This is a genomic window from Frigidibacter sp. MR17.14 (genome assembly GCF_037095735.1).
Lineage (GTDB): Bacteria > Pseudomonadota > Alphaproteobacteria > Rhodobacterales > Rhodobacteraceae > Frigidibacter.
Map to the genome: position 1 here is coordinate 93390 of NZ_JBAWKD010000009.1, position 13342 is coordinate 106731.

Genomic DNA, 13342 nt, shown 5'->3' on the forward strand with positions numbered 1-13342 from the left:
CGGCGGGTTCAGCCGTCGCAGCCCGCGATCTCGACCGCGCGGCCCGGGCTCAGCACGGTGATGCGCAGCCGCGAGCGGTCCAGCATCACCGGTCCCGGGGTCGAGGGCACGAGATCGGACGAGGCGACCAGCCGGTCGCCCTGCCGCTCGGTCTCGCTGTCCGAAACCCACAGCGTCGGGTCCGAGGGCTCGAAGACCGCGATCTCGGCCGCGCCGGCCCCGCCGGGGCCCGCCAGCTGCGCGGTGCCGCGCGGCGCGGGCAGGGTCAGGGTCGCGGTGACCCGCAGCCCGTCGGCGGTCGGCGCCACCGTGCAGGACACGCGCGAGACGCCGGCATCGGCGCCGCGCAACGGCTGATGGCTCAGCGCGGCGCGGATCGCCGGGTCGGGCGCGCCCTCGCCCGTCAGGTCCAGCGCGGTGCGCAGGCTGACCGGCACGCAGATGTCGCGGCAGACCCCGATGTCGATTCCGGCGTTCAGATGGACAGGCTGCGAGGGGTCCTTGGGCGTGATCTCGATCGGCAGCACCAGCGCGTGCTTGTAGCCGATCGAGCGCATGCCGTTCAGCTCGAACACCTCGGGCACCGGCCAGCGGATCGACACCGACCCAAGGTTCTGCGACCCCGACCAGTTGAACTCGGGCGGGATGCCCGCATCGCCCGGCGACCGCCAGTAGGTCTTCCAGCCGTCGGCCAGTTCAAGCTTCAGCGCGGTCATCCGCGTGCCGCTGGCGGTCTGCCAGCCGGGCAGCAGGCTGGCCTGCACCATGTCGGACACTTGCGGGCCGGCCAGCGCCGGCATCGCCGTGGCCCCCGACAGGACGGCACCCGCCGACAGCATGACGGCGGACACCAGCCGGCGAAGGGCGGGCAGCGGGCGGGAGATGGGGGGCCAGGCGATCATGCGGCGCAAGTTCGCGCAGCGGGGCGCGCAGCGGAAGTCACATCTGCGCCAGTTCCCGCGAAGCGTTGCACCGGCGACACCGGCTTGAACTTGACGGCAGGGATCGACGTGCAAAGGTCATGGTCATGGACCGCGATCTCGATCTGACCGGAAAGCTGCTCGTCGCAATGCCGGGCATGGGCGACCCCCGCTTCGAGCGGAGCGTCATCTTCCTTTGCGTCCACTCGCCCGAGGGGGCGATGGGGCTGATCGTCAACAAGCCTGCGCGCGAGATCAGCTTTCCGCAGCTGCTCGACCAGCTGGGCGTCGAACGCCGCCCGGGCGGGCGCGACATCCGCGTGCATGTCGGCGGACCGGTCGAGCATGGCCGCGGCTTCGTGCTGCATTCGGGCGACTACCCGGGCAGCGAGGCGACGCTGCAGGTCGACGAGCGTTTCGCGATGACCGCGACGATGGACATCCTGACCGCGCTGGCGCAGGGCCACGGGCCGCGGCAGTCGCTGATGGCGCTCGGCTATGCCGGCTGGGGTCCGGGGCAGCTCGAATCCGAGATCCTGCAGAACGGCTGGCTCACGGCAGAGGCCTCGCCCGACCTCGTGTTCAGCGAGGCGGACGGCGCGAAATGGGAAGAGGCGCTGCGCAGCCTCGGCGTCGATCCCTCGGGCCTGTCCTCGACCGCCGGCCGCGCCTGACCCGGACGGCCATTCCTGCGCCGGGGCTGTGCCCCGCCCACCTGCACCACGGACCATCGTCGGCACAGCCCCCAGCAGGATTGGAGATTCCGGGCCACGCGGCGCCGGCACGAGTGACAGCCCGGGCCGCCGCCGTCGCGCAAGCGCTGCACGCGCGAGAACTGCGCGCGCCCCTTTGGATACCGCGGGATCAGCCCGCCGCGACGACCTTCTGCGTCTGCGTGCCCAGCCCGTCGATCCCCAGCCGCATCACGTCGCCCGCGCGCAGGAAGCGCGGCGGCGTCTTGCCCAGCCCCACGCCCGGCGGGGTGCCGGTGGTGATGATGTCGCCCGGTTCCAGCGTCAGGAAGCGGCTGACATAGGTGATGATCTCGGGAACCTTGAAGATCATCGTCTTCGAGCTGCCGTCCTGCATCATCTCGCCCGAGACCTCGCACCACATCCGCAGATCGGCCACGTCGCCCGCCTCGTCCGGCGTCACCAGCCAGGGGCCGACCGGGCCGAAGCCGTCGAAGCCCTTGCCCTTGTCCCAGGTCCCGCCGCGCTCGGCCTGCCATTCGCGTTCCGAGATGTCGTTAACCAGGCAATAGCCCGCGACATGGTCCAGCGCCCGGGCCTCGGGGATATAGCTGCCGCCGGTGCCGATCACGACGCCCAGCTCGACCTCCCAGTCGGTCTTCACCGAGTCGCGCGGCAGGACCACCGTGTCGTCCGGCCCTGCCAGGCACGAGGTCCATTTCGAGAAGACGATCGGCTCTTTCGGCACCGGCGCGCCGGTTTCCGCGGCATGGTCGGCGAAGTTCAGCCCGATGGCGATGAACTTCGGCGGCCGCGCCACGCAGGACCCGAGCCGCAGGCCGGCCTGCGGCGCGCCCTCGACCAGCGGCAGCGTCTCGGGGTCGAGCGCGGCCAGACGGCGCAGGCTGCCGGGCGACAGCGACTCGCCGGCCAGATCCGGGATCACCGCCGACAGGTCGCGCACGCGGCCCGCCGCATCCAGCATCCCGGGCTTCTCGCTGCCCTTGTCCCCGTAGCGCACCAGTTTCATGCCCGTCTCCCTCTGCGGTCCTCGCCCCCACAGGTAGCAAGGCGCGCGACGAGGGTCAAAGCCCGGGGGTCAAAGCCCCGGCGGCAAAGCCCCGGAGCCAGCGCCAAGATCGGACCCCGGCCCTTGATTTGGCGGCCGGCTCTTGTCATCCTGCCGTCATGTCGGTGCTTCCGCCCACACCCTTCCCCGCCGCCCCCGTCCCCGACCGGGTCACCTTCGACCGTGCCGAGCTGTCGGCGCTGCTGTCGCTGTACGGCCGGATGGTCGCCGCCGGCGAATGGCGCGACTACGGGATGAGCTTCCTGCGCGAGGCGGCGGTGTTCTCGGTCTTCCGGCGCACCGCGGAAAACCCGCTTTATGCCATCGAGAAGCGACCGAAGCTGCGCGCCCGGCAGGGAATGTACGCGGTGATCGGCATGGACGGACAGGTGCTGCGCCGCGGGCACGAGCTGCCCACGGTGCTGCGGGTGCTGGAACGCAAGCTGATCCGCCCCGTCGATCCGGATTAAAGCCGCTTCACCGCCAGCAGCGGCCCCTCGCCCGCGGCGTCGATCCGCGCGAGGCACATCTCGATCCCTTCGTGCGTGACCGCGGCGCGGAAGCCGTTCGCGTGGATCAGGCAGGTCTCGTCCACCGCCATCGCGACATGGCCCGGCCAGAAGAACAGGTCGCCCCGCTGCCAGGGCCCGGCCTTGTCGACCTCGTGCCCGACCTCGGCGCGTTGCTGGTCGCTGTCGCCGGGGCAGGGCTGCCCGCAGGCCAGAAGCGCCGCCTGCACGAGGCCCGAACAGTCGATCCCCTCGTGCGAATTGCCACCCCAGAGATAGGGCGCGCCCAGAAACAGCTCGGCCACCGCCACCGGGTCGGTCTCCAGCTGCGCCACCGGCGCGACATGGGCGCGGGGCACATACCAGCCCTCGGCGGTCTGCACGAACTTGCCGCTCTCGCCGGTGACGGTCAGCGTCGCGCCATAGCTCAGCGGACCGACCGCGCGCGATTTCAGCGAGGGTTCGGGGTAGCAATGCGTGGCCCGGCCCGAGATGCGGTGCGTGGGCACCGCATCGGGCCCCAGCGCCGCCTCGGCCAGCCAGCCGCAATAGCCATCCTTGGCCGCCATCACGAAGGCCCAGCCCTGATGCCGCTCGACCACCGTCAGCCGGTCGCCGAACAGCACCTGCCGGTCGCGCGCCCCGCCCGGCGCGGCCAGCAGGTCGGCCAGCGGCGCGGTGACCCGCGCGGGCTCGCCTTCCGTGAAATGCTTCGCCTCGATCTCGCCCTTCAGCGAGGCATGGGCCACCCGCGGCGTGGCGGGGGTGCGGCGGCGGTCGCGCTTGGTCATAGCCCCAGAACCTCCGGAAGGGCCTCGAGCAGCGCGCGCGCCCCCTGCCCCACGCCGCCCTTCGGCCGCGCGGGCTGGGCCGTGGGCTGCCAGCCGTAGATGTCGAAATGCGCATAGCGCGGCGTGTCGGTCACGAAACGGCGCAGGAACAGCGCGGCGGTGATCGCCCCCGCCATCCCGCCCGAGGGCGCATTGTCGAGATCGGCGATCCCGGGCTCGATCAGCGTCTCGTAGGGCTGCCAGAACGGCATCCGCCACAGCGGGTCGCGGGCGGTGGCGGCGCCGCGGGCAATCGCCGCGGCGAAGGCCTCGTCATCGGTGAAGAAGGGCGGGATGTCCGGGCCCAGCGCCACCCGCGCCGCGCCGGTCAGCGTCGCCATCGACACGATCAGGTCGGGCCTGCCCTCGTCGGCCAGCGCCAGCGCGTCGCCCAGCACCAGCCGTCCCTCGGCATCGGTGTTGTTGATCTCGACCGTCAGCCCCTTGCGAGAGGTCAGGATGTCCTGCGGGCGGAAGGCATTGCCCGCGACCGCATTCTCGACCGCAGGGACCAGCAGCCTGAGCCGCACCTTCATCTTCGTGGCCATGATCATCCGCGCGAGCCCGATCGTCGTCGCGGCACCACCCATGTCCTTCTTCATCAGCCCCATGCTCGAGGCGGGCTTCAGGTCGAGCCCGCCGGTGTCGAAGCACACCCCCTTGCCGACCAGCGTCACCGCCGGGCCGCTGTCGCCCCAGGTCATCTCGACCAGCCGCGGCGCGCGGGGCGAGGCGCGGCCCACGGCGTGGATCATCGGGAAGTTCCGCGCCAGCAGCTCGTCGCCGCGGATCGCCGAGGCCTCGGCCCCGAACTCGGCCGCCAGCGCGAAGATCGCGGCCTCGAGCTCGTCCGGCCCCATGTCCGAGGCCGGCGTGTTGATCAGGTCGCGGGTCAGCGCCTCGCTGTCGGCGATGGCGAGGATCCGTGCCGCATCGACACCCGCGGGCGCCTTCAGCCGGGCCGCGGGGGCCTTGCCGGCGCGGTAGCGGGTGAAGCGGTAGCCGGCCAGCAGCCAGCCCAGCGCCGCCTCGGCCAGCGCCTCGGGCGGCAGCCGCTCGTCGCCCGGTTCCAGATGCCAGTCGCCGGCCGGCAGCTCGGCCGCGGCGCGGGCCAGCGCGAAACGGCCGCGTCCCCGCGCCGCCGGCTCGCCAAGACCCGCCACCGCGCCGGCGGGACGGCCGTCCGCGCCCGGCAGCAGGCAGCATTCGCCCGCGCCCGCGGCGAAGCCGGTGGCCTCGATCCATGGGGCGGCGCCCGGCAGGCGGTCCTTCAGCGCGGCAAGCCCGGCGGGGCTGACGAGGTGCAGGGGCAGCGACGGGGCGTCGGGGGCGGAGAAGGCGAAGGGCATGGGTCCTCACGGTCATTGCGTCGGGCGCGGAACGGGGCCCGCGCGCCCCGCCAGCCTAGACCTTTGCCCCCGCCCCGCAAGGCCGACCGCGCGCAGCCGCCGTCGCGGCAAGGGGCCGGGGTGCCCGCATCGATCACGCTTTCCCCCGGCCCATGCCACCCGATCCGCGCCCCCGGCGCGGCATCCGCCAGCAGACCCGAGACCACAGAATCGCGCCCTCCGACCGACCGGGACGGCGCGTCGCGAGTCCAGCGGCCCGAACGCTCCGTCGCGACCCTCGCGGCCAACCCCGGCAGAGCGCCCGTAACGGCAGATCGCCCCGGAACTGCAAGAGCGCGCCGCGCTGTCCGGTCCCAGCAGGGCAACGGCGCGGCGCACTCGGTCTTGCAGCGCGCGGGCACCGGCGACCGAGCCGGCCCGCGCGCGGGCGCGGACAGGCCGCTCATCCCCGGGACGCGCCGCCCAGAATGTCGCCCAGCGCCTGCTCGCCCAGCCGCAGGGTCCGCGCCAACACCGCCAGCGTCGCCGTGCTGTCCCGCCCCGCCGCGCAGAGCGCGAGCGCGCGTCCCGCCCCTGCCAGCGCCGACAGGCCAAGGCCCGCCGCCTCTTCCGCGACGCTCAGCGCCATCGGCACGATGCCGGCCACGCGCCCCGAGGCGACCAGCTCGCGCAGGTCGATCAGCCGCAGCGCGATGATCTCGACCGAGGCGGCGATCCGCCGCTCGGCCTCCAGCTCGCCCAGCACCTCGTACAAGGCCACCATGACCGCGCGGTCGATGCCCGCCGTCTCGCGCCGCGGGACGAGCAGCGTAACGCTGCCAGCCCGCGCCGACGGCTGGGCGGACGCTGCCGCGCCCGTCCGTCCCCCATGTGGTGTCACCCGTCACCCCTTCAGAACAGGCGCCCCCACGCCGAGGCCACCTTGGTCGCAAGACGTCAAGAAACCGTTGCCGCACCGCTGCATTTCCGCTCGAATGCCGCCGAGCGGCGGGCTATGTCGCCCGCGAGGCCCTGGTCGGGACGCCACGCGAGGCCGCAAGACCGAGCCGAGACCGAGTTGGAGACGACATGCAGAACGCCAAACCCCTGCCGAGTTACCTCGTTCATCGCTATCAGGGCTGGAAAGCCACCTCGTTCACCGAAAACCGCGCCTGGTACAAGCGCCTGGCCGACGATGGCCAGCGGCCGCGCGCCATGATCATCTCGTGCTGCGACAGCCGGGTGCATGTCGGCTCGCTGTTCGGGGCGGATTCGGGCGAGTTCTTCATCCACCGCAACATCGCCAACCTCGTGCCGCCCTACGAGCCCGACGGCAACCAGCACGGCACCTCGGCCGCGGTGGAATACGCCACGACGGCCCTGAAGGTCGCGCATGTCATCGTCATGGGCCATTCGGGCTGCGGTGGCGTGCAGGGCTGCCACGACATGTGCTCGGGCCACGCCCCGCAGCTGGAAGAGAAGACCTCGTTCGTCGGGCGCTGGATGGACATCCTGCGCCCCGGCTACGACCGCGTGACCGGCCTTGCCGCCGAGGCGCAGGTCCGCGCGCTCGAGCATCAGGCGGTGATGGTCAGCCTCGAGAACCTGATGACCTTCCCCTTCGTGCGCGAGCGGGTCGAGGCGGGCGAGCTGTCGCTGCACGGCCTCTGGCACCACCTCGGCGAGGGCACGCTGATGCAGTACGACCCGGCCAGCAGCAGCTTCGAAGCCGTCTGACATCTTCCCGAACGGAAGAAGTGTTCAGCCTTCCGCCCGGATTATCGCCCGGGCGGAAGGCGCGTACATCGGTCCTGCAACCCAAGCCGCGCGGGGTGACCCGCCCGCACCGGAGACAGGACCATGATCGATACCCGCACCGCCCCCTATGCCATCTTCGCCCTGCGCCTCGCGCTGGGCGCGCTGTTCCTCGCCCATGCCGGGCTGAAGATCTTCGTCTTCACCCCCGCCGGCACCGCGCAATTCTTCGCCTCGCTCGGCCTGCCGGGCGGGCTCGCCTATGTCACCATTCTGTGGGAACTGCTCGGCGCCGCCGCGCTGATCCTCGGCATCCTGCCGCGGCTGGCGGCGCTGGCGCTGGTGCCGGTGATGCTGGGCACGATCTTCACCGTCCACGGGCCGGCCGGCTTCTGGTTCACCAACCCGAACGGCGGCTGGGAATATCCCGCCTTCTGGACCCTGTCGCTGGTCGTGCTGGCCGGGCTCGGCAACGGCGCCTTCGCGCTGAAACCGACGCTGGGCCGCGCCGGGGCCGTGTCTTACGCGGGTTGAGGGAGGCGAGGGGGGCGCTGCCCCCTCTGTGCCTGACGGCACATTCCCCCCCCCGGAGTGTTTCCACCAAGCCGAACATGCGCTTTCGGCTTGGCCCAAATACTCGATCCACGCCCGCAACCCGCGCGCGACCGGGACAACGCGAAAGGGCCGCCCCGAGGGGCGGCCCTTCCTGCGTCCGGTCGCGCGGGGTTCAGCCCTTCTTCAGGCAGCGCCGGCCCAGGGTCTCGGCAATCTGGACCGCGTTCAGGGCCGCGCCCTTGCGCAGGTTGTCCGAGACGCACCAGAAGTTCAGGCCGTTGTCGATGGTCGAGTCCTGGCGGATGCGGCTGATGTAGGTCGCGTATTCGCCCACGCATTCGATCGGCGTCACGTAGCCGCCGGGCTCGCGCTTGTCGACGACCATGATGCCGGGCGCCTCGCGCAGGATATCGGTGGCCTCTTCCCAGTCGAGAAACTCCTCGGTCTCGATGTTGATCGATTCCGAATGGCCGACGAAGACCGGAACGCGCACGCAGGTCGCGGTGACCTTGATCGAGGTGTCGAGGATCTTCTTGGTCTCGGCGACCATCTTCCACTCTTCCTTGGTCGAGCCGTCATCGAGGAAGACGTCGATATGCGGGATCACGTTGAAGGCGATCTGCTTCGAGAACTTCTTCGGCGGCACTTCCTGAACCGGGTTGTAGATCGCCTTGGTCTGGTCCCAAAGCTCGTCCATGCCCTCTTTGCCGGCGCCGGACACCGACTGGTAGGTCGAGACCACCACCCGCTTGATCTTCGCGCGGTCATGCAGCGGCTTCAGCGCCACCACCATCTGCGCGGTCGAGCAGTTGGGGTTCGCGATGATCATCTTGTTGGTGTACTGGTCCACCGCCTCGGGGTTCACTTCCGGAACGACCAGCGGGATCTGCGGATCGTAGCGGTAGAGCGAGGAGTTGTCGATCACGACGCAGCCCGCGGCGGCGGCCTTGGGAGCATAGGTCTTGGTCGCGTCCGAGCCGATCGCGAACAGCGCCATGTCCCAGCCAGCGAAGTCGAAGCTGGCGATGTCCTGGATCTTCAGCGTGCGCTCGCCGAACGAGACCTCGGTCCCCATCGAGCGGCGCGAGGCCAGCACCGCGATCTCGTCCACCGGGAATTCCCGCTCGGCGAGGATGTTCAGCATCTCGCGACCCACGTTCCCCGTGGCGCCGGCAACGACGACCTTGTAGCCCATGAGAGGACCTCCCGATTGACAAATCGACCGCCCCTTAGCCGATGCGCGACCCAAGGGAAAGGGCCTGAAACCGGGGGGGACGGGCGTGCACCCCCTGTACACCCCCCGTGCATCCCGCAGGTGCCGCGCGCTTGAGCCCGCGGCAGGCCGGGGAGGGCCGCCTGCCCTCCCCGGACCCCTCCCGGGGATATTTGGACCAATGCGAAAATCAGGACGCGAGGCGGGCGCGGACCTCTGCGGGGTCGAGTGCCCAGGCGCCGTCGGGGGCGACCTCGATCCGCGGGTAGTAGACGCGGTCGAGCCAGTTCAGGAAGCGGGCGCGGAAGAGCGGGTCGAAGCCCAGCGTCGGGGCGGCGGCGAGGGCTGCGGCGAGGGCGGGCTCGGAGTCGGCGGGGCTGGTCAGGCCGGGCTGGTTCCAGAAGGCGCGGCCGGTGGCGATCACCGGGCGATCGCGGAAGAAGGCCTGCAGGCCCATCGAGGAATTGATCGTCAGCACCGCCGCCGCGGCCGCGACCAGCGCGAAACTGTCGGTGGCGTTGTCGATCACGATCCGGCCCGGGGCGGCGGCCTGAGCGGCGGCGAGAGGGCCGGCCATGGACTGCTTCGCCGAGGGGTGTTCCTTCACCCGCAGCACCCAGCCCTCGGGCAGGGCCGCGGCGGTGCGGCCGAGGGCGGCGATGAAGCCCTCGAGCCCGCCGGCCCAGCCCGCGAAGAGCCGCATCTGGCTGTCGTCGGGCACCTGCAGCGGCACGAAGACGAAGGGCTGCGTGAGATCGCCCGCCGCGCCCTGCCCCACATCCGCCCGGCGCGAGCCGCGGGCCACGAGGCCCTGGCCCAGCCCGCGCCAGCCCTCGCCCGAGCGGTCGGGGTTCCCAGCCGACCAGGCGTCGTAGAAGGCGCGATCCTGCGGGACCGAGCCTTCGGCATTCACCCCTTCGGGGTCGAGGGTGATGCGGCCCGGGAAGGGCGCGAGTTCGAGATAGAGCCGGCGCGCGCCGGCGTCGCGCGCGCCCTGCATGAAGGCCCAGCGGCTGCCGGTGAGGCCGTTCCAGCACATCGCCACGTCGCCGGGGCGCGCGGTGAAATGGGTGCGCGACCAGTTGTACTGCGCCCGGATCAGCGCCCGCTTGGCGGTGAGCGCGAGGCCGGTGGGCTGCTTCTTGGCGCGGGCCAGCGCCTCGGCCACCCGCGCGGCGGTTTCCGGGTGGTCGCGGAACGACAGGCCGATCGCCGGCAGCGCGCGACCGCCGCCGGCGGCCCTGGCCACCGAGGCGAAGGCCGTGTCTTTCTTGCGGGCATATTCACGGGGGTAGACGAGCATGGCGGGCCTTTCCGGTCTGCCCTCCCCTACCCCCTCGCGTCGCGGCTGAAAAGGTAAAGGCCGAGGCCCGCCACCACCGGCACCAGGAAGAACAGCCAGATCGCGGCGAAGGCCTGCGCGGGCTCGCCCGTCTCGGCCAGGCGCCAGGCGTAGAGCCGGCCCGAGGCGAATTGCATCGCCCCGGCGCCGGCGATGCCGAACATGTTCACGAAGGTGACGCCGCGGCCGACGAGATGGGCGGGGAAGAAGGCGCGGCCATGCGACATGATCGCGGGGAAGGACTGGCCGAAGAAGCCGAGCGCGGCCAGCAGCGCCGCCGCGCCCCAGATCCCGGGCGGCGGCAGCAGCCACAGCGCCGCGAGGCAGAGTGCCATCAGCGTGTTGCCGATCAGGATCGGCCCTTTCCACGACCGGCAGATCCGCCCCGCCGGACCATAGACCAGATTGCCCGCCACCATCGCCAGCGCCATCGCCAGCGTCACCGTGCCCACGGTGCCGATCCCCGCCCCGTCGAGCTGGCGCAGCCAGGGCCCGGCCCAGAGCCCGCGGATCGAGGCCGCCGGGCCATAGGCCACCAGCATCATCACCAGGATCGCCCAGAGCCGCGGCACCCGCAGCAGGTCGAGCACCGATCCGCCCTGCCCGCCCTCGGCCCGCGCCGGCGGCGGGTCGGTGACGAAGACCGCGATGCCCGCCGCCACCGCGAGCGTGATCGCGACCATGCCCCAGAGCGTCTCGCGCCAGCCCAGCGCCTCGACCGTCCAGGCCAGCGGTGCTGCGCCGGCGATGTTGCCGAGCGAGCCCGCGGCGATGATCAGCCCGGCAAGGCCGCCGAAGGCCGCGGGCGGGAACTGGCGGGCGAAGATGTAGTAGGAGGCCATCAGTACAGGCGCGCAGCCGATGCCGATCAGCGTCATCGCGAGGTGGATCGAGCCGGGGCCGGTCGCGGTGGCGAAGGCGATCGAGCCGCCGCCGCCGCCCAGCGCCAGCAGGATCGCCGCGGTCCGGCGCGGGCCGAAGCGGTCGAGCGCGCCGCCGATCGGCAGCTGCATCGCCGCGAAGGCCAGGAACCACAGCGACGACGAGGTCGCGAGATCGCCCGAAGCGACGCCAAGTTCGGATGTCAGGACCGGGGCCAGCACCGCGAGGAACGCGCGGTAGAACTGGCTCAGCATATAGGCCGCGACCAGGAACGTCAGTCCCGTGCGCATCTCTCCCCCCTTTCACGCGGCCGATGCGGGGACCGCGCGGAGGGACCCTGCGGTGCCGCGGGGGCACGCGCAAGGGCGCGAATTGTATGGGTTACGCGGGCGGTGCCCAAGGACTGGGGTCAAGTGGCCAAGGCCAGGCGGCCGGGATCGGGCGGCCGGGGCCGGGCGGGCGCTGTCGCCGCGCCGGGTAGCCCCGGCGGGCGCCGTCGGTCCGGGGCCAGCCGGGCAGATCGGACCGGATCGGGATGGCCGGTCCGGGCCCGGGCCGCGCTCAGCGCTTGCGGCGCAGGTGCAGCACGAAGTCGGTGGCGAGGCCCAGCACCAGCGTCGTCAGGGCGGCGGCGCCGACCATCTCGAGCTTGGCGAAATCAGGCCACATGTGCATGTCGGACAGCGCCGGCAGCATCGAGACCACGAGCGCGGCCGAAATCGCGTACATGGTCAGGATCGCCTTGGTCTGGCTGCCGGCCGAGGCCAGCGCCACCAGGCGGGGCGGAAGTTTCACGGGCTTCTTAAGCTCGGGCTTCTTCAGGCGGATCTTCATTCGGTCGGTCCCCGTCGACAGGCTTGGTGGTGGGTTCTGGCCGCGGCTCCCCTCGGCCGGCTCCGGCCGGGCCGGGGCACGACCGCTCCGCGCCGGCAGACATTAGCCGAGGCATCGGCGAAGGTCCGATCACATTTCACGTCGGAGGGAACTTTTTCGCGGCAGCGGTGCGGTTCTGCCCGTCCCTGCCCAAGACTGCGGCAGGACAGGCAAATCCCCACGTGACGCGGCTGCCGCGCGGCGGGGCCGAACGGGGTTCCGTCTGTGAAGGGATGCGGGAGATACTGGTCGGAGCGAGAGGATTCGAACCTCCGACCCCCTGCTCCCGAAGCAGGTGCGCTACCAGGCTGCGCTACGCTCCGACCGTGTGGCGGGGGATTACCGATTCCCCTCGGGCTTGGCAAGGGGCGATTCCCGCCTGCCGTACGGTTAATGCCAGTTCAGGATCCGGCGCAGCACCGGTGGACGCGGCGCGAGGGTCTGGGCCTTGCCCTCGGTGGTCAGCACCGGCTGCAGCGAGCCGGGCTTTCCGCGCTCGCGCAGGACGATGTAGATGCCCGAGCCGATGATCACCGCCGCGCCCAGCAGCGTGGTGCGGTCCGGCGTCTCGCCGAACAGCAGCATGCCATAGGCGGTGGCCCAGAGGATCTGCGAATATTGCATGGGGGCGACGATCACCGCCTCGCCGCTGGAATAGGCGCGGATCTGCAGGAAGGCGCCGCAGAGCCCGAGGCAGGCGACGATCGCCCAGAGCCCGAGATGGCCGATCGGCACCGGGACGTAGACGAAGGGCATGACTCAGGCCATGGCGAGAAAGTTGCCCAGCAGCGGGAACAGCATCAGCACCACCGGGCGCTCGTCCCGGGCGATCTTGCGAACGGTGACCGCGGCGAGCGAGGCGGTGAGCGCCGAGACCATCCCCGCGGCATGGCCGAGGCCCAGCTGCGTGTCGCCGCCGGGGCGCAGCACGATCAGCACGCCGATCAGGCCGACCACGACCGCGGCCCAGCGCCGGGCATGGACCTTTTCGCCCAGGATCGGGACCGAGAAGACGGTGACCAGCAGCGGCGTGGCGAAGAGCAGCGCATAGGTCTGCGCCAGCGGCAGGACCGAGAACGCGTAGAAGGCCGAGGTGCCGGTGATCACCGCGCAGGCGGTGCGCAGCGCCGTCCACCACGGATGCACCGGGCGCAGGTTCCCGCCCGAGCGGTCGCGCACGAGGATCAGGGTGACCAGCGGGAAGCTGAGCAGCGCCGCGAAGAACACGATCTGGAAGGCGGTGTAATGCGCGCCCAGCGTCTTGATGATCACGTCATGCGTCGCGTAGACGCCCATCGCCGCAAGCGCGTAAAGCGCGCCCTGCACGTTGTTCCTGCCTGTGTCTTCCATCGGATGCTCCGCCGGGAGGGCTGG

Annotated in this window: 15 protein-coding genes and 1 tRNA gene; 4 read left to right on the forward strand and 12 right to left on the reverse strand. The window is 71.5% G+C overall.

Annotated elements, in window-relative coordinates:
- Positions 1-8: 8 nt before the first annotated feature.
- On the reverse strand, positions 9-902 hold the full coding sequence (locus tag V8J36_RS18385; protein WP_336468770.1) for a protein-disulfide reductase DsbD domain-containing protein: 894 nt from the start codon (positions 900-902) through the stop codon (positions 9-11).
- 125 nt (positions 903-1027) lie between these two features.
- On the opposite strand from V8J36_RS18385, the gene V8J36_RS18390 reads away from it, so the two are divergent.
- Positions 1028-1594 carry a YqgE/AlgH family protein gene (locus V8J36_RS18390; protein ID WP_336468771.1) on the forward strand — a complete coding sequence of 189 codons (567 nt, stop codon included), beginning with the start codon at positions 1028-1030 and terminating at the stop codon, positions 1592-1594.
- A 190-nt stretch (positions 1595-1784) separates the two neighbouring features.
- Here the strand turns inward: V8J36_RS18390 and V8J36_RS18395 are convergent, their stop codons facing one another.
- Positions 1785-2642 (reverse strand): fumarylacetoacetate hydrolase family protein, encoded by an 858-nt coding sequence (locus V8J36_RS18395; protein ID WP_336468772.1) that lies wholly within the window; start codon positions 2640-2642, stop codon positions 1785-1787.
- Positions 2643-2800: 158 nt separating this feature from the next.
- On the opposite strand from V8J36_RS18395, the gene V8J36_RS18400 reads away from it, so the two are divergent.
- Complete coding sequence (locus V8J36_RS18400) at positions 2801-3151, forward strand: DUF2794 domain-containing protein (RefSeq protein WP_336468773.1); 351 nt, start codon at positions 2801-2803, stop codon at positions 3149-3151.
- On the opposite strand, the gene V8J36_RS18405 is transcribed toward V8J36_RS18400, so the two are convergent.
- From V8J36_RS18405 to V8J36_RS18415, 3 genes are all read right to left on the reverse strand, one after another.
- Positions 3148-3981, reverse strand: a complete 834-nt coding sequence (locus V8J36_RS18405; protein WP_336468774.1) for a C40 family peptidase — start codon at positions 3979-3981, stop codon at positions 3148-3150. The two genes, V8J36_RS18400 and V8J36_RS18405, sit on opposite strands and share 4 nt — an antisense overlap.
- On the reverse strand, positions 3978-5369 hold the full coding sequence (locus tag V8J36_RS18410) for a leucyl aminopeptidase family protein (RefSeq protein ID WP_336468775.1): 1392 nt from the start codon (positions 5367-5369) through the stop codon (positions 3978-3980). The genes V8J36_RS18405 and V8J36_RS18410 overlap by 4 nt, the downstream gene beginning before the upstream one ends.
- Before the next feature lie 442 nt (positions 5370-5811).
- On the reverse strand, positions 5812-6132 hold the full coding sequence (locus tag V8J36_RS18415; protein ID WP_336468776.1) for a hypothetical protein: 321 nt from the start codon (positions 6130-6132) through the stop codon (positions 5812-5814).
- A 305-nt stretch (positions 6133-6437) separates the two neighbouring features.
- Here V8J36_RS18415 and V8J36_RS18420 point away from each other — a divergent pair, with 305 nt between their 5' ends.
- Positions 6438-7085, forward strand: a complete 648-nt coding sequence (locus V8J36_RS18420) for a carbonic anhydrase (protein WP_336468777.1) — start codon at positions 6438-6440, stop codon at positions 7083-7085.
- Between the two features lie 123 nt (positions 7086-7208).
- Positions 7209-7637 (forward strand): DoxX family protein, encoded by a 429-nt coding sequence (locus tag V8J36_RS18425; protein ID WP_336468778.1) that lies wholly within the window; start codon positions 7209-7211, stop codon positions 7635-7637.
- Positions 7638-7830: 193 nt separating this feature from the next.
- Here the strand turns inward: V8J36_RS18425 and V8J36_RS18430 are convergent, their stop codons facing one another.
- The 7 genes from V8J36_RS18430 to V8J36_RS18460 all read right to left on the reverse strand — a co-directional run bounded on the left by V8J36_RS18430 (position 7831) and on the right by V8J36_RS18460 (position 13318).
- Positions 7831-8853, reverse strand: a complete 1023-nt coding sequence (locus V8J36_RS18430) for an aspartate-semialdehyde dehydrogenase (protein ID WP_336468779.1) — start codon at positions 8851-8853, stop codon at positions 7831-7833.
- A 208-nt stretch (positions 8854-9061) separates the two neighbouring features.
- Complete coding sequence (locus V8J36_RS18435; RefSeq protein WP_336468780.1) at positions 9062-10174, reverse strand: capsular polysaccharide export protein, LipB/KpsS family; 1113 nt, start codon at positions 10172-10174, stop codon at positions 9062-9064.
- 26 nt (positions 10175-10200) lie between these two features.
- Positions 10201-11385, reverse strand: coding sequence for an MFS transporter (locus tag V8J36_RS18440; protein ID WP_336468781.1), 1185 nt, complete (start codon positions 11383-11385; stop codon positions 10201-10203).
- 271 nt (positions 11386-11656) lie between these two features.
- Positions 11657-11929, reverse strand: coding sequence for a hypothetical protein (locus V8J36_RS18445; RefSeq protein ID WP_336468782.1), 273 nt, complete (start codon positions 11927-11929; stop codon positions 11657-11659).
- A gap of 285 nt (positions 11930-12214) precedes the next feature.
- A tRNA-Pro gene (locus V8J36_RS18450) sits at positions 12215-12291 on the reverse strand.
- Between the two features lie 67 nt (positions 12292-12358).
- Positions 12359-12724: a DMT family transporter gene (locus V8J36_RS18455; RefSeq protein WP_336468783.1), complete on the reverse strand. Its 366-nt coding sequence runs from the start codon at positions 12722-12724 to the stop codon at positions 12359-12361.
- A 3-nt stretch (positions 12725-12727) separates the two neighbouring features.
- Positions 12728-13318 (reverse strand): DMT family transporter, encoded by a 591-nt coding sequence (locus V8J36_RS18460; RefSeq protein WP_336468784.1) that lies wholly within the window; start codon positions 13316-13318, stop codon positions 12728-12730.
- Between the last annotated feature and the right edge of the window lie 24 nt (positions 13319-13342).

Coding starts and splice junctions, on each gene's coding strand:
- V8J36_RS18430 (WP_336468779.1), bottom strand. CDS start 8,853: ATGGGCTACAAGGTCGTCGTTGCCGGCGCCACGGGGAACGTGGGTCGC.
- V8J36_RS18420 (WP_336468777.1), top strand. CDS start 6,438: ATGCAGAACGCCAAACCCCTGCCGAGTTACCTCGTTCATCGCTATCAG.
- V8J36_RS18385 (WP_336468770.1), bottom strand. CDS start 902: ATGATCGCCTGGCCCCCCATCTCCCGCCCGCTGCCCGCCCTTCGCCGG.
- V8J36_RS18425 (WP_336468778.1), top strand. CDS start 7,209: ATGATCGATACCCGCACCGCCCCCTATGCCATCTTCGCCCTGCGCCTC.
- V8J36_RS18405 (WP_336468774.1), bottom strand. CDS start 3,981: ATGACCAAGCGCGACCGCCGCCGCACCCCCGCCACGCCGCGGGTGGCC.
- V8J36_RS18455 (WP_336468783.1), bottom strand. CDS start 12,724: ATGCCCTTCGTCTACGTCCCGGTGCCGATCGGCCATCTCGGGCTCTGG.
- V8J36_RS18460 (WP_336468784.1), bottom strand. CDS start 13,318: ATGGAAGACACAGGCAGGAACAACGTGCAGGGCGCGCTTTACGCGCTT.
- V8J36_RS18395 (WP_336468772.1), bottom strand. CDS start 2,642: ATGAAACTGGTGCGCTACGGGGACAAGGGCAGCGAGAAGCCCGGGATG.
- V8J36_RS18390 (WP_336468771.1), top strand. CDS start 1,028: ATGGACCGCGATCTCGATCTGACCGGAAAGCTGCTCGTCGCAATGCCG.
- V8J36_RS18400 (WP_336468773.1), top strand. CDS start 2,801: ATGTCGGTGCTTCCGCCCACACCCTTCCCCGCCGCCCCCGTCCCCGAC.
- V8J36_RS18415 (WP_336468776.1), bottom strand. CDS start 6,132: ATGGTGGCCTTGTACGAGGTGCTGGGCGAGCTGGAGGCCGAGCGGCGG.
- V8J36_RS18445 (WP_336468782.1), bottom strand. CDS start 11,929: ATGAAGATCCGCCTGAAGAAGCCCGAGCTTAAGAAGCCCGTGAAACTT.
- V8J36_RS18440 (WP_336468781.1), bottom strand. CDS start 11,385: ATGCGCACGGGACTGACGTTCCTGGTCGCGGCCTATATGCTGAGCCAG.
- V8J36_RS18410 (WP_336468775.1), bottom strand. CDS start 5,369: ATGCCCTTCGCCTTCTCCGCCCCCGACGCCCCGTCGCTGCCCCTGCAC.
- V8J36_RS18435 (WP_336468780.1), bottom strand. CDS start 10,174: ATGCTCGTCTACCCCCGTGAATATGCCCGCAAGAAAGACACGGCCTTC.